The sequence below is a fragment of the Flavobacterium sp. UBA5153 genome, assembly GCA_002413745.1.
Lineage (GTDB): Bacteria > Bacteroidota > Bacteroidia > Flavobacteriales > Flavobacteriaceae > Flavobacterium.
In genome coordinates this window covers 81231-107000 of record DHXP01000018.1, presented here as the reverse complement: position 1 = coordinate 107000, position 25770 = coordinate 81231, and the positions used below count along the sequence as shown (strand labels likewise).

17 protein-coding genes are annotated in these 25770 nt (G+C 33.0%); 5 read left to right on the top strand and 12 right to left on the bottom strand.

The window, feature by feature from the left end; all coding sequences use genetic code 11:
- Nucleotides 1–58 precede the first annotated feature (58 nt).
- From B2145_RS04025 to B2145_RS04015, 3 genes are all read right to left on the bottom strand, one after another.
- Nucleotides 59–466 (bottom strand): hypothetical protein, encoded by a 408-nt coding sequence (locus B2145_RS04025; protein ID WP_291098553.1) that lies wholly within the window; start codon nucleotides 464–466, stop codon nucleotides 59–61.
- Nucleotides 466–1152: a DUF433 domain-containing protein gene (locus B2145_RS04020; RefSeq protein WP_291098550.1), complete on the bottom strand. Its 687-nt coding sequence runs from the start codon at nucleotides 1150–1152 to the stop codon at nucleotides 466–468. The genes B2145_RS04025 and B2145_RS04020 overlap by 1 nt, the downstream gene beginning before the upstream one ends.
- Before the next feature lie 154 nt (nucleotides 1153–1306).
- A complete protein-coding gene (locus B2145_RS04015; protein WP_291098547.1) occupies nucleotides 1307–1900 on the bottom strand; it encodes a hypothetical protein in 594 nt (197 codons plus the stop codon).
- Between the two features lie 144 nt (nucleotides 1901–2044).
- Between B2145_RS04015 and B2145_RS04010 the strand changes: the two genes are divergently transcribed.
- Nucleotides 2045–2287, top strand: a complete 243-nt coding sequence (locus tag B2145_RS04010; RefSeq protein WP_291098544.1) for a helix-turn-helix domain-containing protein — start codon at nucleotides 2045–2047, stop codon at nucleotides 2285–2287.
- Between the two features lie 63 nt (nucleotides 2288–2350).
- Here B2145_RS04010 and B2145_RS04005 read toward each other — a convergent pair whose 3' ends face one another.
- The 3 genes from B2145_RS04005 to B2145_RS03995 form a co-directional block, all read right to left on the bottom strand.
- Nucleotides 2351–3097, bottom strand: coding sequence for a succinate dehydrogenase/fumarate reductase iron-sulfur subunit (locus B2145_RS04005; protein WP_291098542.1), 747 nt, complete (start codon nucleotides 3095–3097; stop codon nucleotides 2351–2353).
- Nucleotides 3098–3188: 91 nt separating this feature from the next.
- Nucleotides 3189–5189 (bottom strand): fumarate reductase/succinate dehydrogenase flavoprotein subunit, encoded by a 2001-nt coding sequence (locus B2145_RS04000; RefSeq protein WP_291098540.1) that lies wholly within the window; start codon nucleotides 5187–5189, stop codon nucleotides 3189–3191.
- Nucleotides 5190–5201: 12 nt separating this feature from the next.
- The gene (locus B2145_RS03995; protein ID WP_291098538.1) at nucleotides 5202–5867 is read right to left on the bottom strand and encodes a succinate dehydrogenase cytochrome b subunit; all 666 of its coding nucleotides are present in this window, start codon (nucleotides 5865–5867) and stop codon (nucleotides 5202–5204) included.
- A 411-nt stretch (nucleotides 5868–6278) separates the two neighbouring features.
- Here B2145_RS03995 and B2145_RS03990 point away from each other — a divergent pair, with 411 nt between their 5' ends.
- Both B2145_RS03990 and B2145_RS03985 read left to right on the top strand, forming a co-directional pair.
- Nucleotides 6279–7571 carry an aminopeptidase P family protein gene (locus B2145_RS03990; protein WP_291098535.1) on the top strand — a complete coding sequence of 431 codons (1293 nt, stop codon included), beginning with the start codon at nucleotides 6279–6281 and terminating at the stop codon, nucleotides 7569–7571.
- A gap of 219 nt (nucleotides 7572–7790) precedes the next feature.
- Nucleotides 7791–8573, top strand: coding sequence for an alpha/beta fold hydrolase (locus tag B2145_RS03985; RefSeq protein ID WP_291098532.1), 783 nt, complete (start codon nucleotides 7791–7793; stop codon nucleotides 8571–8573).
- Here the strand turns inward: B2145_RS03985 and B2145_RS03980 are convergent.
- The 6 genes from B2145_RS03980 to B2145_RS03955 form a co-directional block, all read right to left on the bottom strand.
- Complete coding sequence (locus tag B2145_RS03980; RefSeq protein WP_291098529.1) at nucleotides 8570–9241, bottom strand: ATP-binding cassette domain-containing protein; 672 nt, start codon at nucleotides 9239–9241, stop codon at nucleotides 8570–8572. The two genes, B2145_RS03985 and B2145_RS03980, sit on opposite strands and share 4 nt — an antisense overlap.
- A gap of 301 nt (nucleotides 9242–9542) precedes the next feature.
- A complete protein-coding gene (locus tag B2145_RS03975) occupies nucleotides 9543–12305 on the bottom strand; it encodes a PD-(D/E)XK nuclease family protein (RefSeq protein WP_291098526.1) in 2763 nt (920 codons plus the stop codon).
- Nucleotides 12306–12372: 67 nt separating this feature from the next.
- Complete coding sequence (locus tag B2145_RS03970) at nucleotides 12373–13806, bottom strand: OmpA family protein (RefSeq protein WP_291098523.1); 1434 nt, start codon at nucleotides 13804–13806, stop codon at nucleotides 12373–12375.
- Between the two features lie 101 nt (nucleotides 13807–13907).
- A complete protein-coding gene (gene kbl, locus B2145_RS03965) occupies nucleotides 13908–15101 on the bottom strand; it encodes a glycine C-acetyltransferase (protein ID WP_291098520.1) in 1194 nt (397 codons plus the stop codon).
- Between the two features lie 64 nt (nucleotides 15102–15165).
- Nucleotides 15166–18789: a UvrD-helicase domain-containing protein gene (locus tag B2145_RS03960; protein WP_291098518.1), complete on the bottom strand. Its 3624-nt coding sequence runs from the start codon at nucleotides 18787–18789 to the stop codon at nucleotides 15166–15168.
- A 76-nt stretch (nucleotides 18790–18865) separates the two neighbouring features.
- Nucleotides 18866–23992 (bottom strand): AAA family ATPase, encoded by a 5127-nt coding sequence (locus B2145_RS03955; RefSeq protein ID WP_291098515.1) that lies wholly within the window; start codon nucleotides 23990–23992, stop codon nucleotides 18866–18868.
- 414 nt (nucleotides 23993–24406) lie between these two features.
- Here B2145_RS03955 and B2145_RS03950 point away from each other — a divergent pair, with 414 nt between their 5' ends.
- Nucleotides 24407–24625, top strand: coding sequence for a helix-turn-helix domain-containing protein (locus B2145_RS03950; protein WP_291098512.1), 219 nt, complete (start codon nucleotides 24407–24409; stop codon nucleotides 24623–24625).
- A gap of 258 nt (nucleotides 24626–24883) precedes the next feature.
- Nucleotides 24884–25489 carry a superoxide dismutase gene (locus tag B2145_RS03945; RefSeq protein ID WP_291098509.1) on the top strand — a complete coding sequence of 202 codons (606 nt, stop codon included), beginning with the start codon at nucleotides 24884–24886 and terminating at the stop codon, nucleotides 25487–25489.
- Nucleotides 25490–25770 lie beyond the last annotated feature (281 nt).

The window sequence follows — 25770 nt, the reverse complement described above, 5'->3', positions numbered from 1 at the left end:
CAGCTATTTTTTAAAAACGTTTGAGGGGATTTTGAATCTTATTTTTTTTAGTTTGCAACTATGAAAGACGCTCTATTTTATTTGGTGTAATTCTAAATGCAAAAGGTCTATCATCAGTTGCTTTTTTTTTAATTTCTGGCCAACGTTTAATTAAGTGCTCAACCATTTCCCAAAAACTGAAACCCGTTGAAGGCGGTTTAAAAAAGAAAACTCCTAAACCATGTTTTTTATATAATTCGTTTTGATGTCTTGTAGTTTGAATTCTTAAATCTTGCGTTATAACAATCCCTTTTTCTTTTCCAACTAGTGGAATCCATACTTCATCTTTTACACCTTTTCCAAACACCTCTTTAATAGATAATACTTGAATCTGTAATTTTTCTTTTGAATTTAAATGTTGTTGAAAAACATCTAAACCATTTGCAAGGTAATGAGAGAAATTTTCATCTATATAAATATTTGTCATTATGCTACACTTTTACAATAATCAATAGCATCATTAACTTGCTTTAAAGAAATTTCGTATGATTCAGCAATAAATTTTTTACTTTCTTTTGATTTATAAAGATTGTAAATTGTTTGTGGGTAAATATTTGTATTCTTTATAACTGGTTGTCCAAACTGATGTTCAGGATCTATGATAACACTGTTAGATTTTCCTAATGGATAGAATTTATTTGCTAAATTATTTTTATCGAAATCTAAATTTTGAGCAAATAGTTTTATAAATTTTAAATTTAATTGTTTTGTAGAATCTAAATTTATTATTTCATTCTCATTAATTTCAAATACTATTCTTTTACCAACGCAAGTCATTTTATTTATTATTTTGGAACTAGCAAATGGAAATGCAGTTTCAAATCGTTTAGACAACTCCTTATGTGCATCTAAAATTTTTTGAGTTGGAACCCCAACTTCTTTTAGTTGAAAAAAAATATAGAACTCAACTAAAGTATGAAAACTTACTGCTTTATTATTATGAACTTTCCAAGAATACTTTTCGCCATATTGACTTGCAAATCTTTTATCCCAATATTCGTTTAATAGACTATGTACTTTGGAATATTTTAAATTTAATATAGCCGCAATGTCAGGAACTGTAAAAATTCCCAATCCTATTTCTATATTATTTTCAAATTCCATATTTTTCATTTTTATACAAATCTAATAATTTATTTTTAATGACAATTTTTATTTGCGCTTTTAGAAATCGATTTCTGATAAATAATAGATTTTGAAAAGGTTTGAAAACAAAAAAACGCATCCAAATCAATGAATGCGTTTTTGTAAAAATTTTTATTTAATACTATTGGATAAACTTAATTAATTCAGCTTTTTTATCATCAAATTCTTTTTGAGTAATAATACCTAAATCTAATTTTTCTTTTTGAGTTTTTAATAATGCCATTGCATCTTCAGAAGTCATTCCGTTAGTTCTAATTTCTTTTGATTCAATTGCTAATTCAATATCAACAAGTAAGTTGTTACAAGTTCCACAAGTTGCCAATTCAGCCATTGGTTTAAAACCTAACTTTCTTGACCCAGCTATATATAATGATTTAATAGTTATTTCTGTATTACTCATTGATGTATTAACCGTTGAGATAAAACCACTATTGCCTAACATATCCATTACGGTTGGTTTATTTTGTATTGAAACAAATGTCTTAGCACCTCCTTCTGGTCTGTTTATACGGAATTTATCCCCAATTTTTATGATAGAACCATTGGACGCTGTATATTGAGTAATCCCTTCTTTAGTTATCACTTTTACTTCACTCTTTTCTTTTATTGCTTTAACTTGTCCAAATTCAATCGGATTATCAATCAAAGTTGTTTGAGCAAATGCCGTTGTTGATAAAGCAAATGCTAAAACTGATGCCAAAATAATTTTTTTCATAATTTAAATATTTAAGATTTGTTGTTTACGAAGATTCACAGAAAACAAAACACTTCTGTGTTTACTTTTTGTAAAAATAGTTATTTTTTTACATATAGGATTATTCTCCTATATAAATTTTTAAAGTTAGATTGACTTTTGTATGTGGCTAATCATAAAGACAAATCATTTCTAATTGCATTTGGCTCTAATTTGAAGAAAATTAGAGAACAAAAAACTATTACACAAGCTCAATTAGCTATTGATTGCAATTTTGACGTTTCTGTTATCAGCAGAATAGAACGAGGAGCTGTTAACACTTCTGTATTAAATCTAAAGCTGATTGCTATAGCTCTAGACATAAAGATTAAAGAATTATTTGATTTTGAAAAAGACTTACAATCATAATCTGATTATAACAAAAAACGTCCCGATACTTCGGGACGTTTAAAATATATTTTGTTTTTGAATCTATCCTTTCATACTTGCCGATAAATATTCCCTGTTCATTCGGGCAATATTCTCCAATGAAATTCCTTTAGGACATTCCACTTCACAAGCTCCAGTATTGGTGCAATTTCCGAAACCTTCATGATCCATTTGATTAATCATGCTCAGTACACGATCTGTAGCTTCTATTTTACCTTGTGGCAATAGCGCAAACTGGCTAACCTTGGCAGCCACAAACAACATGGCGGAAGAGTTTTTACAAGTGGCAACACAAGCACCACAACCAATACAAGTCGCTGCATCAAAAGCATCGTCAGCATCTTTCTTATTGATTGGAATGGTATTCGCATCGATTGTATTTCCGGAAGTGTTTACCGATATAAATCCACCAGCATGTTGAATTCTGTCAAAAGCACTTCTGTCAACCACTAAATCTTTAATTACCGGAAACGCAGCTGCCCTGAACGGTTCGATAAAAATGGTATCACCATCTTTGAACATTCGCATATGCAATTGACAAGTAGGAATTCCTCTATCTGGTCCGTGAGCCTCTCCATTGATAAACAAAGAACACATTCCGCAAATACCTTCACGACAATCGTGGTCAAACGCCACTGGATCTTCTCCTTTATTGTTTAATTGCTCATTAAGCACATCAATCATTTCAAGGAATGACATGTCTGGTTCAATTCCGTCAATTTTATAATCAACCAATTGGCCTTTATCTTGGGCGTTTTTCTGGCGCCATATTTTTAATGTAAGTTTCATATATTTTTAATTTGGAAGTCTTAAAGTCGAAGGTCGAAAGTCGATAGACATTGAGCCCTTTGACTTTAAGACGTTGACGTTTGACTAATTTCTATTTATAACTTCTTTGAACTAGTTTCACGTTATCAAACACTAAGTCTTCTTTATGTAAAACGGCATCGCTTGGTTTTCCTTTGTATTCCCAAGCCGCTACATAAGCAAAGTTAACGTCATCTCGTTGCGCTTCGCCCTCTTCCGTTTGATACTCTTCTCGGAAGTGCCCTCCACAAGATTCATTTCTATGTAAAGCGTCTTTGGCGAAAAGCTCTCCCAATTCAAGGAAATCGGCAACACGAGTTGCTTTTTCTAATTCTTGATTGAAACCATTGGCATCACCAGGAACATTGACCTCTTTAAAAAATTCTTCACGCAAAGCTGCAATCTCAACGATAGCTTCATTTAAGCCTTTTGCATTACGAGCCATACCTACTTTGTCCCACATAATTTTTCCTAATTTCTTGTGGAAATAGTCAACAGAATGTGAACCTTTATTGTTCATGAATTTCTCGATTTGATCTTTAACCTCTTTTTCTGCAGCTGCAAATTCAGGTAAATCTGTAGAAATTGTTCCTACTTTAATATCCGGGGCCAAATAATCGCCAATGGTGTATGGCAATACAAAATAACCGTCGGCTAAACCTTGCATCAATGCTGAAGCACCTAATCTATTGGCTCCGTGATCTGAAAAGTTTGATTCTCCAATGGAGAAACAACCAGGAATTGTAGTTTGTAAATTATAATCGACCCAAGTTCCCCCCATTGTATAATGCACCGCTGGATAAATCATCATCGGGGTTACATATGGGTTTTCGTCAACGATTTTCTCATACATTTGGAATAAGTTACCGTATTTATTTTCAATGACCGCAGCCCCTAATTTTATAATTAATTGGCCATCTTTTTCATCTAAGCCTTTAATATAAGCTTGCTCTTTGCCATAACGCTGTATTGCTGCAGCGAAATCTAAATAAACTGCTTCTCCCGTTTTGTTAACACCAAAACCGGCATCACATCTTTCTTTGGCTGCACGTGAAGCCACATCACGAGGAACAAGATTTCCAAAAGCAGGATATCTTCTTTCTAAATAATAATCTCTTTCTGCTTCCGATAAATCAATAGGTTTTTTAAGTCCTTCACGAATAGCTTTCGCGTCTTCTAATTTTGCAGGAACCCAAATACGTCCGTCATTTCTTAATGATTCAGACATCAATGTCAATTTCGATTGGTGATCTCCTGATACAGGAATACAAGTTGGGTGAATTTGTGTATAACAAGGATTGGCGAAGAAAGCTCCTTTTTTGTGGATCTTCCATGCCGCTGTTGCATTACTTCCCATTGCGTTTGTCGACAAGAAAAATACATTTCCATATCCTCCAGAAGCAATAACAACAGCATGAGCTGAATGTCTTTCGATTTCTCCCGTAATCAGGTTACGAGCGATAATGCCTCTTGCTTTACCGTTCACGATTACTATATCCAGCATTTCGTGACGATTGTGCATTTTTATTTTTCCACGGCCTATTTGACGGTTCATTGCCGAATAAGCTCCTAATAATAATTGTTGACCGGTTTGTCCTTTTGCATAAAAAGTACGAGAAACTAAAGTTCCTCCAAAAGAACGATTGTCCAATAATCCTCCGTATTCACGGGCCAAAGGAACACCTTGAGCCACACATTGGTCAATGATATTTCCTGAAACTTCGGCTAAACGATGTACGTTTGCTTCACGGGCACGATAATCGCCTCCTTTCACGGTGTCATAAAACAATCGGAAAACAGAGTCTCCGTCCCCTTGATAATTTTTGGCGGCGTTGATTCCTCCTTGTGCAGCAATCGAGTGTGCCCGACGTGGAGAATCTTGAAAGCAAAAAGCTTTTACGTTGTAGCCTAATTCTGCAAGTGTTGCCGCTGCAGAACCTCCGGCAAGTCCAGTTCCAACAACAATAATATCTAAATTACGCTTGTTGGCAGGGTTTACCAAGTTAATATGATCTTTATAATCTGTCCATTTGTCCGAAATTGGACCCGCTGGTATTTTTGAATCTAACGCCATTATTATATAATATTATTGATTGAAATGATGAAATAAGGCAATAAAAATGAATCCGAAAGGAACCACTATTGCAAAACAATACCCTACTTTTTTTAAGAATCTTGAATATTTATTATTAAAACCTATCGATTGAAAAGAAGAACCGATACCGTGCCACAAGTGCAAGGACAACAATAAAAAAGCCAAACAATACAGTCCTGTACGAACTGGACTTTCAAATTTACCAACCAAGTCGCCAAAATATCTTGTTGGTTCCAGTGCATTATCATCAATGTATTTATACGTGATTTCTTGAACCCAGAAATCATAAAAATGCAACCCGATAAATGCTAAAACTACCAATCCAGAAATAATCATATTCCTAGATGCCCAAGAAGCATTTGCCGCGCCATTGTACTTAGCGTACCCAATAGGTCTTGCTTTTCGGTTTTTTATTTCCAAAACAATACCCATAACGAAGTGAAAAACAACACCCGCAACCAAAACTGGTTGCATAACAAACTGAATTAATGGATTATAACCCATAAAATGAGACATCGCATTGAAAGCATCGGCGCTGAACACCGAAGTCATGTTAATAAAAAAATGTAGCGATAGAAACATAATCAGAAAAAGACCTGAAAGCGCCATAGCTACTTTTTTTGCTATTGACGACTTCAACATTGAAGATTTTGCCATAAGAATTGGAATAAATTATTTTAAAGTGACACAAAAATAGGGCTATTTGAAAGATACTACAACCTTTTCGTGCTAATTTATAATCAATTTAAAGTTTTTTTTTAACCCTATGAATCTATTTATAACCAAAACCATAGTTTATTCAATTATTATCAACTTTATTGCCGTTTTTGATATTATTTATTCAAGAAGCAGAAGAATTACAGTGAAAAAAAATATTTTCTATAGTTCTTAATCAAAAGTAATTAAATTAAATGTCCCTTTTTGACGCCAAAGTTTCTACTTTTGAATATTCAAAATTTAAAAAAAGAATGTTATGAAATCGCCACTAAAAACGAGTTTGCGTAAGCAAACACCAATAAATAAAAAGGCGATAACATATATGACCGCTAACAAATAAATTTTACATATATGAAATACCACCAAATTGACCGTCAACTTTTTATAAAAAATCGCGCCAAATTCACGGCTCAAATGAAGCCAAAAAGCGTGGCGGTTTTTAATTCCAATGACATTTATCCGGTTTCTGCCGATAGCACTTTGCCATTTGCACAACATCGCGATATTTTCTATTTATCAGGCGTTGACCAAGAAGAAAGCATTTTATTGCTTTTTCCCGACGCCCCTTATGAAAACCAGCGCGAAATGTTGTTCCTGAAAGAAACCAGCGAACACATTGCCATTTGGGAAGGCGAAAAACTGACCAAAGACCGAGCTTTTGAAGTTTCGGGAATAAAAACCGTGCATTGGTTGCAGGATTTCGAGAAGGTTTTGTTCGAAATGATGACCCATTGCGACACGATTTACATCAATACCAACGAACATTACCGTGCCACCGTGGAAACAGAAACCCGTGAAGCCCGTTTTGTAAAATGGTGGAAGGAAAAATATCCGGCGCATGCCGTAGCAAAAAGCAATCCGATTTTGCAACGCATTCGTTCCGTAAAAGAAACGGAAGAATTGGATTTAATCCAAAATGCCTGCGACATCACCGAAAAAGGATTCAGAAGATTATTGTCATTCGTGAAACCCAATGTGACCGAATATGAAATCGAAGCCGAATTCATTCACGAATTCATCCGAAATCGTTCCAAAGGTTTTGCTTACACACCAATTATCGCTTCGGGCAACAATGCGAACGTGTTGCATTACATCGAAAACAACCAACAATGCAAAGCCGGTGATTTGGTTTTGCTTGACGTTGCCGCAGAATATGCCAATTATTCCAGCGATATGACTCGAATGATTCCCGTTTCAGGAAAATTTACCGAAAGACAAAAAGCCGTTTATAATGCCGTTTTAAGAGTGAAAAATGAGGCCACTAAAATGCTTGTTCCAGGAACACTTTGGAAAGAATATCAAATCGAAGTGGGGAAAATTATGACATCGGAATTGCTTGGTTTGGGACTTATCGACAAAGCCGATGTACAAAACGAAAACCCGGATTGGCCAGCCTATAAAAAATACTTTATGCACGGAACTTCCCATCACATGGGATTGGACACCCACGATTACGGAAAACTAACCGAACCGATGCAAGCCAATATGGTTTTTACCGTCGAGCCGGGAATCTACATTCCTGCCGAAGGTTTCGGAATCCGATTAGAAGATAATGTTGTTGTTCAGGAAACTGGAGAACCTTTTAACTTGATGCGAAATATCCCGATTGAGGTGGAAGAAATTGAGAGTTTGATGAATAGCTAGTTTTCAGTCTCAGTCACAGTTTCCAGTCTCATTTTGTCATTCCGACGAAGGAGGAATCTCAACACTTTTTAACCAAAAAAAACGGTTTGCAGTAATGTGAGCCGTTTTTTATTTTACCATATAAGGCATTTAAGATCATTTAAGATTTTCTGATATGAACTTATATTTCTTATATGGTTCAAAAAAATAAAACCTTATTTTTGCTTCAAGTTTACAGCAATGAAACAAATCCTATACAAAAACACGAAAATCTCCTATTCTGATACCGGAAAGGGCAATGCCATTGTGTTGCTTCACGGCTTCCTCGAAAACCAAACTATGTGGCAGGATTTAGTTCCAGAATTGAGCAAAAAATACCGTATCATAATCATTGATTTGTTGGGTCACGGCGAATCGGGATGCTTGGGTTACGTGCATTCTATGGAAGAAAACGCTGCTGTGGTTCGGGCGGTTTTGTCTGAATTGAGGATTCGGAAAGCGATTTTTGTCGGACATTCTATGGGTGGTTACGTGGCTTTGGCTTTTGCCGAAATGTTTCCTGCAATCGTAAAAGGATTAGTTTTGATGAATTCGACTTCAAAAGCTGACAGCGAGGAACGCAAAGCAAATCGAGATCGCGCCATAAAAGCCGTGAAGAAAGATTATGTTGGGTTTGTTAGGCTATCGATTGCCAATTTATTCAATCCCGATAATCGAGAAAGACTGGCGGATGAAATAGAAAAAGTGAAAATAGAAGCACTTAAAACACCCTTGCAGGGAGTCGTTGCTTCGCTCGAAGGGATGAAAATCCGCAAAGACAGAGAGGTTTTATTGCATCTTACTCCCTATCCAAAAATGCTTATTTTAGGAAAAAAAGATCCCGTTTTAAATTATGAAGACAATTTGAAACAAATTGAAAATACCTCAGTAAAACTTGTCACTTTTCCTGACGGTCACATGAGCCATATTGAAAATCAAGACCAATTAAAGAAAGAATTATTGGGATTTTTTAAAGGAATTTAAATCATTCCTTCCTTCAAATATCCTTTTTCGAACAATTCGTTTTTATCTTTCAGCGAATGAAGATTACCGTCAACCATCAGCATCAATTTATTCGAAATTTTGATGACATTTTCATAATTGTGATCTGTTATTACAATCCCCTTTTGGGCTGAATTGTCTTTAATCAATTGGTTTACTTTGTCAACCATAATAGGCGACAAACCATTGTAAGGCTCGTCTAATAAAGCAAATTTAGAAGAATTAGATAGTATTAATTTAATTTCCAAATAGCGCAATTCTCCGCTGGACAATTGATTTATGTTTTTGGTTTGAATGGATTGAATCATTTCATCTTCGTAAAAAAATTGAAGTTTGTCTTCTTGGACGGTTAAAGAAATGGCTTTTTTAACTGAAAAATGACTTGGGACAAAATTGTCTTGATCCAAATAACTAATGTATTGGAGCAATTGATTGGTGCTGTTTTTTACAATTCCGTCTATTTTGATGAACTTGTTGTCGGCAGGAACAATTCCGAAAATGATTTTCAATAAAGTTGATTTTCCTGATCCATTTCTTCCCAATAGCCCAATGATGTCATTGGTTTCGCATTTTAAATAGGCACTTGAAATCACGCATTTGTTGCCAAACTGTTTTTGAACGCTATCGACTTCCAATATATGTGTTTTCAAAATAAATTTGTTATAAGTTCATAAAGTGAAAACACGATTATCGATAGAATTAGATTGAAGACACAGGCATATCCATATAATCTCATTTTTGAAATTCCATTATTTTCATAAAATAAAAAGTTGTTTTTGCGATAAACTTCCTTGAAAACAAGACTCAAAATGAATCCGAAACTAATAAAAAAATAGGGCAAATATTGAGGTTTTCCAAACAAGGAAGCAACCAAACACACAGCAAAATTGATAGTCAAAGTACTTTTATAAAATTCAAATATGTTGGCTAGTTTTTTTATGACAATACGATTTAAACTTTCTCTTCAAAAGGAATATTCACATCCAAAATTTCATTCAACAACAAAACCATTTGTTCTAAATAATTGTTTAAAATTCCTTCGCCAATTACCGTGGTTTCTTCCTTGTTTTCTTTGAAAGTAAAAGGCAAAAATCCCGATTTCAAATTTTTAAACGAAATGATCCCCGCTTCGATCGGTTTGCCATTTGCTTCTTTTTCAAACATAAAAGCATACGCCAAAACCTGAATAATTTTGTCGTTTTTAATACCTTCCGTCAAACCTTTCCAAGATTTTAAGGTAACATTTGCCTTTTCGACTTTTCCGGTTTTATAATCGATTATTCTAATGTTTCCGTTGTGTTCCTCGATTCTATCAACAGAACCGCCAATTTTCACAGGAAACGGCAAACTGGGATGTTCTAAAATTCGTTCGAATCGCTGTTCCAATGCCAGGATTTTTATGGCATCTCCATTTTTGATGCTTTCCATTTCCACTTTCAGAAAATTAGAAACATTTCGTTTGGCAACTTCAAAAGCAAGGAGATTGCGCCCTTTTTTGATTTCACCTTCTTTATAAACGAGCTTGAATTGTTTCAATACTTCGTCATCTAAAAGTTTAAAACAGCTTAAAATAGCTGCTTCAGACAAAAACTTCCCTATAAATGGTTCATACAAAACCTTCAAGGTTTCGTGAATGATTGTTCCCAAAGTGTTTAGGGCAATATTTTCCTCAACTTCTTCGACCTCGCTGATGCGCAAAATCTTTTGGAAATAAAACTGAATCGGATTCCTGATATAACTCGTCAACGCCGATGGGGAAAATCCTTTTTCGGCAATTTCTTTCAATCGCAGCATCACTAATTCCGATTTTGGAATTACCATTGGCTGATAAGCAGTTTCTGGTAAAACCGCATTGTAAATTTCGTGGGTAAGCGTATGTTTTGGTTGTTTTTCGACTTCCAATTGTGTGATAAAACGACTTTTTTCTCCAGCATCCAATCCCTCACTTTCGGTATTGTAAAGCAAATAAATATTCTTGGCACGTTGTAATAAATGGTAGAAATGATACGTGTAAATGGCGTCTTTTTCTTTGAAAGTGGGCAAGCCTAATTCTTTTTTCACGTCATACGGAATAAAAGAATTTTGAGATTTTCCGGCTGGTAATTTCCCCTCATTCATCGAAGTGATAATCACGGTTTCAAAATCCAAAACACGGCTTTCCAAAACTCCCATAATTTGTAGTCCGTTCAATGGTTCGCCTTCGAAAGAAACTTCGGCCAAATCGATTACTTGTTTGTAAATGGCATAAAGTGTCTCAATTTTATCAATGTGTTCGTGTTTCGAATAATAATTAATCAGTTTGTTGATGACTTTGAAAATTGCATAAACAAAGGCTTTGGTGATTTTTTCTTCCTCGTTGTCGTTGCTTAAATTGTTTTTAATCATTAGCAACAAACTTGAGATGGTTTCTAAAACCGCTATCGAGCCCCTTTCCCATTTTTGGAATAATAAAAGAAACAAATCACTTGGATTTGGATTCAATTCCACCAATTTATGATGGGCGATAAAAGTGTAATTATTCTGATTGATTACATTCACCAAAACGCTTGTTTTTGCGTAAGGTTCGACCAATGGATGTGTCAAAATATCCAAAACATCGTTGTAATACAGGACATAACTCTTGGCATTTCTGGACAAGGCATTCGTGTGCATCTTGAACAATTTGGCAATCAAAATCTGCGCTGGATTGTTCTTGCTGGAATATCCCATCGTGATATTCAGGACACCAACACTTGACGGCAATGAATATAAAAGTGGCACCAACAAATTTTCTTCTCCGAGAACAATGGCGACTTTGTCTAGTGTTGTATTCGGATTTTCATTGATGATGTTTTCGATAATGCTTCCGGCAATTTTGGCTTGGCCAATGGTTTTTGGCGTGCCAATAATCTGGATGTTTTTTGGTTGCGAAAAATCATCTACAATCCATTCAAAAGGATTTGACTTGTAATGTTTCCAGTTTTCCTTGAAACGTCGCACAAACAAACCTGCATCGTGAAACGGATCGTTTAGAAAAGTTTGATCCACATCCCAATAAATCTTGGCTTGATCAGAGGCTAACAGGTGTTGAACAATTTCTTCTTCGGATTTATTTAATGCATTAAACCCCGCAAAAACATATTGTTTGTCTTTTATGGAATCCGAAAAATGATTGAGATTGTTTACGGCTTCCCGATAAATCAAGCCTTGATAACCGATTCCTTTGTTGAGTAAATGAGAATAAAGCGATTGGTAATAATGGGGCAACAGTTTCCAGAAATCAATGTAGTTTTCGAGTAATTGTGTTTTGTTTTCGACTTCAATCCCCCATTTTTTGATGTCCTCAATGTCTTTTAGATAGGAAAGAACGTGCGATGGTTCCAGTAAATAACGATCAATTTCATTGAAATCCTGCAAAAGCGTTTTGGCCCAATTGGCAAACAATTCGAAAGACTGTTGGTTTGCTTTTTCTGTAACTGACAAATACACTTCATAGAACTCAAACAACAATTCGATGGGATCAACTGAACGAATTCCCGCAATATCTTGGATAAATTCTTCAATGCTAATAATTTCAGGGGAGAGAATATTAGTTGAAACTTGTTTTTTCAGTGCTTCAATCAAGAATATTTTGGCGCGTTTATTCGGCAAAACCACAATTGTATTGGATAGCTTTCCTGAATAATTTTCGATTAGAACCTGCGCAATTTTATCTAAAAAAGAAGTGTTTGTCATTTTATAAATATAAAAAAAACGCCCCGATAAATCGAGGCGTTTTTCATAAATATTTAAGACCGAAATATTATTCTTTAATCAATGATATTTCAACTCTTCTGTTCATAGCTTTTCCTTTCGCTGTTTTATTAGTAGCGATTGGTTTAGTCTCACCAAAACCTGTAGATTTTAATCTATCTGCCGCAATTCCGTTTTCAACTAAATAGTTTTTAACCGCCGCTGCTCTGTTTTCAGATAACGTTTGGTTCATTGCATTGCTACCATCGCTGTCAGTATGACCTTCAATCAGGAATTTTGAATAAGGATATTCTTTTAAGATTGCAGCAATTGATTGTAAAACTGGGTAAGTTTCATTTTTGAAAGTAGATTTTCCAGAGTTAAACAAAACTGTTTTACCATACTCATTTAATTTCAAAATAGCCTCGTTAGTTACTTCAGGACAACCATAGTTAGCAATAGTCCCTCTTACATCTGGACATTTATCATCTTTGTCTAAAACTCCATCTCCATCAGTATCTAGCCATGGACAACCTGCATTTTCTCTAGGACCTGCTACAGTAGGACATTTGTCATCTTTATCAGCAATTCCGTCACCATCAGTATCTGGACAACCTTTTAAGGCAGCTAAACCAAATACATCTGGACAAGCATCATCTTTATCAGCAATACCATCTCCATCTCTATCAGGACAGCCGTTTAACGCAGCTAAACCGAACTCAGTTGGACAAGCGTCCAGTGAGTCAATTATTCCGTCACCGTCAGTATCAGGACATCCGTTGAATTGTTTTAAACCAAATACATCTGGACAAGCATCATCTTTGTCATAAATTCCATCACCATCAGTATCTTTTCCTCCAAATTTGAAAGTAAGACCTACAGTATGTTGGAAAAAAGAAGGAGCGTCCGGAGTTCCAGAAGCATCTTCTCTATCACCAAATGATTTTTTATAAGTAGTTTCAAGTGACAAACCAATGGCTTCAGTAAACCAAAAAGTTAGGCCAGCACCTGGATTTATAGTTCCGTAGCTACTATCCCCAAAGAAACTATAACCCCCTCCTATGTGTAGAGAAGGATCAATCACTTTGGATTTAATCAAGCTCATAAAGCTGTATTTAACACTGGCATCAATACCATAATACATCAAATCCCCTGGATTGTATACTATATATCCACGAGAATCATGACCTACTGCTGTTGGAGCAAATCTTACATATTTAGTGATTTTGTTTATAGAACCCTGAACTCCAAAAGAGAAATTATCCCCAACGTATTTAGATACGCTAAGGTAAGACACAGAAGGAAGAATGTTCCAGTTGTCTTTAACAGCAAATGGCAGAGAAAAATGACGATCTAGCCAATTATGACCACCGCCAGCACTAGTTCTAGTGTCAATGGCATTCACTCCAAAAGAGAGTGCCCATGGATTATTGCCATCTTGTGCATGAGAGCTTACAGCCATCACCATCATTACGGCAACTAAAAGTTTTTTAAGATGTTTCATATTTAATTTTTTTTAAATTACTATTTTTAGCATAACAAAGATAACGTGTAATTTTTTAACTACAAAAGGAAATATTGAAAAAAAAATGAAAAAAGTGGCAATTATATAACTTTTAACATTTTTCCTACTTCAACAAAAGCCTCAATTGCCTTATCTAAATGCTCCTTCGAATGAGCTGCCGATAATTGTACTCTAATTCTTGCTTTATCTTTTGGCACCACCGGGAAAAAGAAGCCAATAACATAAATTCCTTTTTTTAAGAGCTCATTTGCCATTGTTTGAGCCAATTTTGCGTCATAAAGCATTACCGGAACGATTGCGGAATCCCCATCAATGATGTCAAAACCTGCTTTTTTCATTCCCGCTTTAAAATAATTAGTATTCCATTCTAGTTTATCACGTAAAGTGGTATCTTTTTCCAACAATTCAAAAACCTTAATAGAAGCCCCAACAATTGCCGGAGCCAATGAGTTTGAAAACAAATAAGGTCTGGAACGTTGACGCAACAATTCAATAATTTCTTTCTTGGCAGTCGTATAACCGCCCATAGCTCCGCCAAGTGCTTTTCCTAAAGTTCCCGTAATAATATCAACTCGTCCCATTACCCCTTTTGCCTCGAGCGTTCCTTTTCCGGTTGCACCAATAAATCCTGCGGCATGACATTCGTCCACCATAACCATTGCGTCATATTTATCGGCCAAATCACAGATTTTATCCAGGGGTGCAACTATGCCGTCCATTGAGAAAACACCATCTGTTACAATAAGTTTGAAACGTGTTCCGGCTTCATTGGCTTTGATTAATTGTTTTTCCAAATCTTCCATGTTACTATTTTCATAACGATAACGCGCTGCTTTACATAAACGAATACCATCAATAATTGAGGCATGGTTTAAACTGTCCGAAATTATCGCGTCATTTTCGCCTAATAAAGGTTCGAAAACGCCGCCGTTTGCATCAAAAGCTGCCGCATATAAAATCGTGTCTTCCGTTCCGTAAAAATCAGAAATCTTTTTTTCCAATGTTTTGTGAATATCCTGCGTTCCGCAAATGAAGCGAACCGACGACATTCCGAAACCGTGCGTGTCCATAGCATCCTTGGCTGCTTGAATCACTTCGGGATGTGATGAAAGTCCAAGATAGTTGTTGGCACAAAAGTTCAAAACTTTTTCCCCTGTCGAAATAGTGATTTCTGCTCCTTGTGGCGAAGTGATAATTCTTTCTTTTTTGAAAATCCCGTTATCTTCGATGGCTTGAAGTTCTGATTGTAAGTGTTGTTGTATTTTTCCGTACATATATTCAGTTTGTTTTGTTTAAAGTTTGAAGTTGCTCAACTTCTAAATTCATTTTATTAATGATTTACAAATTTACCACATTGATTGTTGCGCCTATATATATTAATGCTTTTTTTGTGACTTTATAACCCATCAATTCAATCGCATTTTGATAATTTTCTAATTGTAATTGGTATTTAGGATTATGAATTCCTGTTTTGTAATCCAACAATAAAACTTCCTTGTTTTTGGCTAAAACCATTCGGTCTGGCTTGATGGTTTTTCCTTGTTTTTGAATAATGGTTTGCTCGTTCAACACTTCATTTCCTTCAGCAAAATAAGTTGAAAGTTCTTTGTGGTTGACGATTTCCTGAATGGTTTTAAAAACAACCACTTTTTGATTAAAAGTAATCAATCCGCTTTCAATCGCTTTTGTAATTGCCAAATCAACATCGTTTTTGGTTTTCACGAAAGACAATATTTCATGAACCACATTTCCGTATTCTATGGCTTCCTGCTGATGTGTTCCCCACATTAGGGATTCTCGTTGGGCAATTTTTATGTTTTTTGGATCAAGAACTTCACGAACTGACGGAATCGTTTTTACAACATCACTTTTATTACTTTCAGAAGATAATTTGGCTGGATTCCCAAATTCATATTCCAATTTATCTTCGCCGAATTGTCCTTTGTTAATCAAATAATTGATAAAAAAAGCCGACATATTATTGGTTTTAACTTCGCCTTTAGACGTTAAATTCATATTCGAAATTACATACAATTGCTCTTCGGCTCTGGTTAAAGCCACATATAAAACATTAATATTGTCCAATAATTCTTCCTGTTTTTTCTGGTCATAAACCCATTTTGCGTTTTCGCCAAAACCTTCTACTGCACTAGAATTATCAATTAAAACTTTGGGCAAACCAAAATCCTGCTCTTCAGCATTGAGCCACAGTTTGTCTTTGGGTTTTCTGCTGTAATCTTCTTCGGCAAATGGCATAATCACGACTGGAAATTCCAATCCTTTCGATTTATGAATGGTCATAATCCGAACCGCATTTTTGCCTTCGGGCGATGGAATGCTGAATTTCTCCCCATTTTTGTCCCAATAATTCAGGAAATCCGAAATTCCCGCTTGGTTTCTTACATCTCTTTCCAAAACAATGTCGAGGAAATATTGCACATAAGCATTCCCCTCCCCAACCCTCCCCGAAGGGGAGGGAGACGTAACTGGAGAGTTGGAGTTTTGAATTTCTTTTTGTTGGATTAATACTTCTTTTATCTCTTCTAGGACATTGAAAATATCCTTAGTTACTTGCTCATTAGTAAATCGAATTACTTTATACCCTAATTTATTCAGAGCAATTGCCCTATCGTTGTCTAACTCGACTTGTTCTTCGGTAAAATGATAGTCTCCATCAACTTCGATTACTAATTTTTTTGACAAACAGACAAAATCAACAATAAAATCATCTATCAGATGCTGTTGCCTAAATTTGTGATCTAAAGCTTGTGATCTTAGCTCTGACCATAATATTTTTTCAGCAACTGTTGGGGTTTTCCTCATTTCTTGAGCTTTTTCTATCAACAAATGAGAATAGTTTCCGCCAGTCATATATCCCAACTTTTTAGTTTCGGCGCCCTCTCCTTTGGAGAAGTCCCGATAGCTATCGGGAGGGGAGAGGAATTTACTTATTATGGTCTCCACTGCTTCGTACAGCGATTTTTTTCGGATGTCTTGAAAGGAAAGTGAAATATCGAAACTCGTTAACCAATTTTCGAATTCCGTTTCCTTTTTTTCGTCCATTCCCTTGGCAATGAAATCGTGGATAGGTAATTTGTCCTGAAGATGTTCGGCAACATAATGCAGAAAATAAGCTTTTGCTTCTAAATCGGCGCTGTTTTTTAAGTACTTTAATAAATGGATAATGAACCGGACTTCGGTGGCATTTTGAATCATCAAGGTTTCCGAAGACAAAAGCGGAATTCCTTGCTCTGTCAAATAATTAGCAATAGCAATTCCCTGACTGCGTTTTCGGGTAAGAATCACAATATCTTCGTATTCGAAACCTTGTTTTTGTACTTTTTGAATGGTATTTAAAGTTGCCAATAAATACAATTCGGTTTTGTCCAATGCTTCTTCTTCATCTTCGTTATTTTCAACTTTTGGAATAAAGGAAATATTCACATAACCGCCCGTTTTATGATTGCTTTTTTGATGGCTGTGATTTTCATACAAATCCTTGTAATCCAAATGTTCAAATTCACTGGACAACAATTGAAAAAAATTGTTATTAAAATCTATTATTTGCGAATAACTGCGATAATTCGTGTCTAAATGTTCTAAAACTTTATCGGGATTGTTAAACGGATTATGGTCTTTGCTCAACTCAATAAACTGTTCAGCTTTGCCGCCACGCCAACGGTAAATGGACTGTTTCGGGTCACCCACAATCATTAAAGTCCCTTTTTCGCCCTCGAATTCGCTTGAAGTTGCGTTGTCGATAAGCGGAATCAGATTTTGCCATTGCATTTCGGAAGTGTCCTGAAATTCATCGATAAAAAAATGGCGATAGCGTTCTCCCAATCGCTCGTAAATAAATGGAGCCGGTTGGTTTTGAATTTCACGATGAATGATGGCATTGAATTCGGAAATGGAAAGCACGTTTTGTTCGTTTTGAATTTTTGCCAATTCGTTGCTGACGGTATTTAATAAAGATAATGGCGTAATATTTTTCAGGAATGCTTTGTAGAAATCCCTTTTTTCGAAGTTCTTATAAATGGTATCAAGAATTTGCAATAATTCAGGAATGATATTTTCAATTAAAGCCCTGTCTTTGGCGGTTTTATTGATTTTTATATCGTCGGATTCGTGATAGGTTTTGTTTTTCGGGTTGAATTTTCCTTCCTGAATACTTTGTAGATGTTTAGGGAAATAAGCACCGGAAAATGATTTGGTGTCAATTCCGTTTTTCTCGATTAACAGCAACGCGCTTTCGGCGAATTCTGCATTTTCTTTTTCCAAAACTTTGCAGGCTTCAGCTAGTTTGTTTTTTATTTCGACAAATTCGGTGATAGATTTGTCTTGAAAATGGGTGATTTCATTTCGGTTATTTTCATTGAGAACCAACCGACCGGTTTCGAGAATTTCGCGGGAAATGTCCCAAGATTTGTCGTCATCGGTTTTTTCCATCGTGAAATCGATGAGCAATTTGGTTAAAGTTTCATCTTCGCCAGCTCGCGCAATGATGGCGTCGACGGCTTCGATGAGCAAATTTTCGGTATCCAAAGTCACTTCAAAAGTCATTGGCAAACCTAAATCGTGTGCAAAAGCCCGAATGACTTTATGCGTGAATTTGTCGATGGTAGAAATATCAAAAGCCGCATAATTATGAATAATATGCTTGATGATTTGCTGCGATTTGGTTTTGATCTGGATAATGGAAAGCTCGGTTTCAATCGCCAAATGTTCCATTAAATCCTGTGCTTTTTCGCTGGGCTCGTCTTTGACAAACTCGGATAAACTACCTACAATTCTACTTTTCATTTCGTGAACCGCTTTGTTGGTAAACGTGATGGCGAGAATATTGCGATACGCATCATTTTTTTTGGCAACAAGAATGATTTTCAGGTATTCTTTGACGAGCGCATAGGTTTTTCCGGAACCTGCAGATGCGTCGTATATGGAGAATGAAGGTCTTTGCATTTGATTTTTGATTTTAGGTTTTTGATATTTCTATCCCAATGCTATAATTATCAATTAATATATACAAAAACAACCGTTACTTTTTTGTTATATTTGGCATAAATTTTTGTATTATATTCCACTCATTTTCATAATTTTTATTGTTAGTCTGCTTCCCGTTTGCGTTAAAACTTTCGTATGTCAACCTATTAATTTCGTCAGATATGTTTTTTGGAAATACTTTATATTCAATATTTTCAAAACTTTGATAAATCACTTTATAGCCTTGCAAGTGTAATTGTTCTCTATTCGAAATGTTTTCAGTTTTATGGGCTTTGAAAATTATTTCTTTTCCTTTATTGAATTTTAACCCAATAATTGCATCATCTTCAATAAGTTTTAAATATTGAATTTTAGCGTTAGGGTTTTTGCCATTTGAATAATTATAATCAATTCTTTTGTCCAACAAAGTCTTAACATAAACTTTGTTAATATGACCATTATCATAGCATTGCAACAAATATCCGTTCCTATATTTTTTACTAATTGGTAATGAATGTAAACAAAAATTTTCAGGATTTTCTTGTAATTTATAAGTTCCGTTTTCAAAAAGATTAAAATATCTTAAAATTTTATCTTCTATGTTTTCTTTTATTGTGAAAAGATTATTTTCAGTTTCAATAATTTCATCTTGCATTAAATCTATGAGAGATTTATGTTGATATGTTTTATTTGAATTTTCAATTGGTATCCTTGAACCATTTTCTTCCTCGTTTTCAAATTCATCATAATCAATTTCTTCAATAATGTTTTCTCTTACTGATGGAATAAATAGTTTTACTTCATCTTTCTTTGTGTTTTTAGTTATGAAGTTAATCATTTTTTCTATTTCATTGCTTGGATTTCTTTTGTAAGCAGAATATAAAATTCTATATACTTTCCAGCCAACTCTTTCTAAAAATTCTTGTCTTTCAATGTCATAAGCAACATCTACAGGCAAAGAATGGAAAGGGTCGCCATCGCATTCAATAGCAACTCTTTTACCATTATTATGAACTACTAAATCAAGTTTGAAATTTACATACGATTGCTTATTAGTTTTATGGTTATAGTAGGTTTCATCTTCTTTAACTTTGTATTGAGGCTCAATATAACTATATCCTTTTCCGATTAATTCACTTGCAATATCGTATTCAAACCAACTATCAAATGGAGTAGGAGTGTTATGTAAGTTTCTAATTTCATTATAGTAATCCAATTTAAGTTCTTCTATTGGTTTTACTTCTTCATAGAAAAAGTTTAAAATTTTATTTCTAAAATCTTGTGAGTTTAAATGTTCGGATTTGACAGAATGAAATAAAATCATTTGTTCTTTCGCTCTACTCAATGCGACATTAATTTTTTTAAATTCATCTTGGTCAGAAATTATAGCTCTTGGTTTTGCGTTTTCATTTTTCTTTAATTTCTCAAAATCTGTTGCTACACCTAACGAAACTAGCATTACATCTCTTTCATCTCCTTGAAATTTAGGTGAATCTTCAATGATTAATTTATGCTTATCAATTTTATCTTTACCAAATTCATTTGCTAAATCCTCCTTTATATCTTTTAACTTTTCAGTATGTTTTGTTAAGCCTAAACTTACGACTCCAATTGTTTTATTGGAGTATTTTTCATCTGTTAAAATATTTCTTAAATAGGCTTTGATTTGTTCGATTTCTTTGTGAACAATTTTTTCTTCGGTAAAGGCACCATCAATAAAAACAGGAACTTTAGGTTGAAGTCTATTTCCATTAATCTGTTTTAGCGGTCTTAACGAGTTATTATAAAAATTAAATTTTGAAAATTCAATTAGTTCTGGAACACATCTAAAATGTTCCTTTAATTCAAGATTTGAATTCCCAGCAATCATTTTTGAAAGAGTGAATAAACTATTGTCACTTTTTATGTGAATAATATTTGAATCTAAAAAATCTAAATGTTTGTTTTTTATTGCTTCAAAATCATTTCCATCAGCTCCAGTCAAACTACTTGGAGAAGTTTGTTTGTCATCGCCAACAATTATCATATTTTCAGTATAATAGCCAAGCAATAAACTATTAAAATCTAATTGGCTCGCTTCATCAACTATAATACAATCAAATATCTCGGGTTCATTACCAACAGAATTTAAAACATCATTAAATTTCATAACCCAACAAGAAAGTTTTTTGCTGATTTGAACACTATTTTTTCTCGCTAAAATTTGATATTGAGTTTGATTCCTTATTTTTCTATTGCTTTGATTTAAGTTATATTTATATTGTTCAAGCAAATTGATAAAATCATTAATCTCATTTTCATCAAATTTATTTCTAAAATTATCTTTTGCTAAATCAAAAAGAATATCACATTTAATACCATATATTTTTTTATTAATAAAAGCAAGTTCTTCTTTAGTCTTTTGAATATCAATGAATTCATTTATAACTAAATAAAAATTTGCGTTAGCAAATTCAAAATTTTCTTTAGTAATAAATTCAAATGAAATTTCATTTATTTTTTCAAATGTTAAGGGTAAAACTACTTTTAAATAATCTTTTGAATCAATAAATAGCTTTTCTAAATTCAGTTGATTATTAATTTCTTCAAGTTTTACAAAAAAATTTTCAAAAGTATCTTTATCAACAATTTCTTGAATCGGCAATAGATTTCCAAAGTCTTTTTTGATTTTTGAATTCTCAAGAATTAAACTTGTTTCTACCAATGACTTAAAAATATTTTTAAATTGAAACTCCAGTTTTTTAAATTCATCAAAATCATCCTTATACTCAATTGCTTTTTCAGTTAATTCTTCTATCTCAAACTTATCAATATTTACAAATTTTGAAAATTCTATTATGTTAGTTTCAAATTGAATTTTTTTGACTAATTCATTATTTCGTTCTACTTTTGAAATAGTTTCTTTTAAAATTTCTAATTTTGATTCGATGTCAGCTTTGTCATCATACTCAAATGAATAGCCATTGTTTTTTAATAAATAGAAATTTCTATTTATCAAACAAATAGTATTAATGAATTCTTTGAGTTTTGTAATACTTTGTTTTGAATTTGTTTTTATCCCATTGATTGTTACGTCTTCTAAATACGATATTTTCTTAAATTTAGAATCTAATCGCTTAAAAAAACCAACTTTTTCATCACTAATAAATGAAAAGTAAGTTTCAATATCTAAAAGATATTTTGTTTCATTATTAACAATATTTGAAAATGTTACATTTGTTGTGATATTTTCTATTTGAGGGATTTGTTTTAGTTTTTTCAACAAAACATCTATGTCATTTTGTTTTTTTAACACAATTTCAACATTAGAATATGTACTTAATGTTTCAATTATTTTCGATAAATCAATACTTAAAAATTTATCTTTTAACTCTTCCTTTATTTTTAATTTATCACTTAATCGTTGAATATTTTTCTGAATTTCAAGAAATTCAGAAAAATCATAAGTTTTCAATTTTTTGTATATAGCGTTTAAGTCAAAATCAACAATTTGGTTATAGTTTGTATTAAGATATCGATATTTATTGTAATTGAATATTGACTTTTTTAATTTATCAAAATCATTTAATTGCTCTATTGATAAATTGTCTTTTATCCAGTTCCATTCTTTTGAATCTTTCTTTTCAATTTTATCAACTATTTGATATGCTCGTAAATTTGAAAAAGTTTCATTAATAGTAATTTCATTATATTCCCTCTCTAAAGCATTTATTATTTTAGATTTCAAGTTTACATAATCACTTTTTAGATTGTTTAACTCTTTTATTTTTGATTCAATATTTAAATAGAAATTATCTGTTAAAATACTTGAAATTTTACTGATACTATTTTCTAATGAAAATCTAGTTTTATCAGTTTCTAACTCAATTTTTGTAAAAATTAAATCATCAAATGTTTTAGGAATTTTATCTAAAAGTGATTCAAGAGCTTTGTCAGTTTGTGCAGTTACTAAAACCCTTTTCCCTTGTGCTAAAAGTGAACATAAAATATTTACAATAGTATGAGATTTTCCAGTGCCTGGTGGACCAGTAACAACTGTTAATCTGTTTTTTAAATAGTTTTCATAAATTTGCTTTTGTTCATTGTTATATGGTAATGGAAAAAAAACAGAAAAATCTTCTTCAGCATTTAGTGAATTTGCATTTTCTTTATAATTTTCATACAAATCATCAATGAAGTAATTAGATTTTGGATATGAATTATTGTGTTCATTATCAGGATTCCTAATTAATAGATTTAAAAGTTTTGATTCGTTTTCATTTTCTTCATTGTATTCAATAATTGAATCCGTTAGTTTTTCGAAAAACCTTGGCTTTTTTGTTTTGAAATTTATTGCAGGCGAAAATGAAATTTTAAAGAAATCTTCTTTATAAAAATCGCTTTGCGGTTTTAATATAGAATCTTGAAATTCAGAATTATCAGAAATTTTCTGAATTGATTTTGAAATTAATTTTTTCAAATCATCCTCGTAGATAAAATCACAGCCAAATTCTAATACTTTAGATTCAAAACTATCAACGATATTACTTAAAATATCTTTTTCAATAGGAGTATTGTTTAAGAAAAAGAAGTCAGAATATGGATTTTCGGATTCAGAAAACTTGATTTTTATTTCATTATTCGAATTAATATCCAAGTTTAATGGAAAATGAAATAAATGTTGGTTAACTTTTGAAATATTTTTGTTGTTATTGTTTTTTGAGAATTGCATCAAAGCTAAACTTAAAACAATTTCTAGATTTGAATCATTTTTAATATCATTGTAAGCTCTATAAAATTTTGAATAAATTGATTTATTTTTTTCAAAAACTTTTATTTTATCAATTTCAATTTTTCCTTTTTCACTATTTTGAAAATAAATAAGTTCTTCATCGTCATTATTGATACTTGAAAATTTATTTTTAGCTTCATCAAATTCTATGATTTCCAAAAAATTATTTGGAATCTTAACAATTGGTTTTTTGGGTTTTGCAAGTGAGAATATTATCGATTGTTTTTCGAAGTCTTCTAAAAATATATTTGCTAAATTTGAATTACAAATGTCTGACTTTACTAATTCTTGAATTTCATCTATCCAAATGAAATTTGATGATAAACTTTTAGATAAAACATCTTTAACTCCTCTTTCAAGAAGTTTTTTATATTCTTTTAGAAAAGTAATATATTGATTTATAACACTCATAAAGATTTAATTATTTGCAATGACATATTTTACAGAGCTTTAATTTTAAAAACTTGAGGAAAAGATACTTTTTTTATATTATAACTTCTGTTTTTTTACTTTTCTCAAATATAAAGATTATTTTACAAAATAATTCTTATACAGAAAATATATTAAGTAATTCACTAATTTAGTTTTGTGTCTAGACACACCCGTTTTAACTATTGAACCAAGCACATTTACTTTGAAAGTATAAATTACTCAACTGTTTTTTAAAAATCCATTTCTAATCTCCACTCAAATTTATCAAGTTGAAAACTCATTACTTTACGGCTTTCCACATTTGGACAAAATATTTTTTTAGTTATCATTTATGATAACCGTATTAAGCAAATATAAAACAAATTTTGACTTGTCGTAAATGATAATTAAAGTTTGGAAGAATCAATACAAATACAAGTTGGCAAACGCATTCAGAAGATCCGTAATGAGAAAAATATATCTCAACAGGATTTGGCTGCCAAATGTAATTTTGAAAAAAGTAATATGTCCAGATTAGAAGCTGGCAGAGCAAATGCAACTCTTTCTACCTTGGAAATAGTGTCAAAAGCATTGGAAATAAATACAATCGAATTATTTAAGTTTAACGATTAGAAGTTTTTGAAACTCGTTAATCTTTTCAAAAAACCTAATTTTTTTTCTTCCCGAATTCCCTAGCCCAGATAGCAGTGGAAATCCTTTTCTTTTTTTTCTTTAAAAAAAGAAAAGATTGCAACGAATAGCTGGAAAAAGCTCCTGAAAAACCCCACTATCAATTTATTTAATAAAACTATAACTAAATAGAATTTCCTTTTCCAAAGTTAATTGTTTAAATTTGAATAAAATATTTATAAATCATTAAACAACTATATTATGGCTTTTGAATTACCACAATTACCTTATGCGTATGACGCATTGGAACCTCATATTGATGCGCGCACGATGGAAATCCATCATACAAAACATCATAATGCTTATATCACTAACGTAAACGCTGCTATTGCAGGAACGGAGTTGGAAGGAAAAAGCATTGAAGCTATTTTGACAAATCTTGATATGAAAAATAGGGCTGTTCGCAACAACGGCGGTGGTCATTTCAATCACAGTTTGTTTTGGACAGTGATGTCTCCAAACGGTGGCGGTCTTCCAACAGGAGAATTATTAGCTGCAATTGAAAGTGCTTTTGGTTCTTTTGATGCATTTAAAGCTGCTTTTGCAAAAGCTGGAGCGACACAATTTGGTTCAGGATGGGCTTGGCTTTGTGTAAAAGACGGAAAATTGGAAGTTTGCGGAACGCCAAATCAAGACAACACTTTAATGCCTGGCGTAGGTTGTGGCGGAAGACCAATCCTTGGAATGGACGTTTGGGAACACGCTTATTATTTGAATTATCAAAACAGAAGACCTGATTATATTGAAGCTTTCTTTAATGTAATTAATTGGGCTGAAGTTGCCAGAAGATATGCTTTAGAAAAATAGATTTTTTTAGAAAATAGAATACAGAACATAGAGAATAGACGGATGACTTTCGGGTTAATTCGTCTATTTTTTTGTTATAATTTATCCTCACCCCAACCCTCTCCACACGAGCGACAGCGAACTGGCGAAGCAAAGGAGAGGGAGCCGAAACTGGATTAAAAAAACAAATAAAGGATTATTCCAATAAAAAAGACTTTTAGATAATTGACGAATAGACTGAAAAGTTGGTTCGTCTATTTTTTGTCTTTTATCTAAAAGTCTATTCTCTTTTTTCTATTCTC

Bases quoted from the DNA above. Each gene is read 5' to 3' on its own strand.
- B2145_RS04025 (WP_291098553.1), bottom strand. From the start codon at position 466: ATGACAAATATTTATATAGATGAAAATTTCTCTCATTACCTTGCAAAT.
- B2145_RS04020 (WP_291098550.1), bottom strand. From the start codon at position 1,152: ATGAAAAATATGGAATTTGAAAATAATATAGAAATAGGATTGGGAATT.
- B2145_RS04015 (WP_291098547.1), bottom strand. From the start codon at position 1,900: ATGAAAAAAATTATTTTGGCATCAGTTTTAGCATTTGCTTTATCAACA.
- B2145_RS04005 (WP_291098542.1), bottom strand. From the start codon at position 3,097: ATGAAACTTACATTAAAAATATGGCGCCAGAAAAACGCCCAAGATAAA.
- B2145_RS04000 (WP_291098540.1), bottom strand. From the start codon at position 5,189: ATGGCGTTAGATTCAAAAATACCAGCGGGTCCAATTTCGGACAAATGG.
- B2145_RS03995 (WP_291098538.1), bottom strand. From the start codon at position 5,867: ATGGCAAAATCTTCAATGTTGAAGTCGTCAATAGCAAAAAAAGTAGCT.
- B2145_RS03990 (WP_291098535.1), top strand. From the start codon at position 6,279: ATGAAATACCACCAAATTGACCGTCAACTTTTTATAAAAAATCGCGCC.
- B2145_RS03985 (WP_291098532.1), top strand. From the start codon at position 7,791: ATGAAACAAATCCTATACAAAAACACGAAAATCTCCTATTCTGATACC.
- B2145_RS03975 (WP_291098526.1), bottom strand. From the start codon at position 12,305: ATGACAAACACTTCTTTTTTAGATAAAATTGCGCAGGTTCTAATCGAA.
- B2145_RS03970 (WP_291098523.1), bottom strand. From the start codon at position 13,806: ATGAAACATCTTAAAAAACTTTTAGTTGCCGTAATGATGGTGATGGCT.
- kbl (WP_291098520.1), bottom strand. From the start codon at position 15,101: ATGTACGGAAAAATACAACAACACTTACAATCAGAACTTCAAGCCATC.
- B2145_RS03960 (WP_291098518.1), bottom strand. From the start codon at position 18,789: ATGCAAAGACCTTCATTCTCCATATACGACGCATCTGCAGGTTCCGGA.
- B2145_RS03955 (WP_291098515.1), bottom strand. From the start codon at position 23,992: ATGAGTGTTATAAATCAATATATTACTTTTCTAAAAGAATATAAAAAA.
- B2145_RS03945 (WP_291098509.1), top strand. From the start codon at position 24,884: ATGGCTTTTGAATTACCACAATTACCTTATGCGTATGACGCATTGGAA.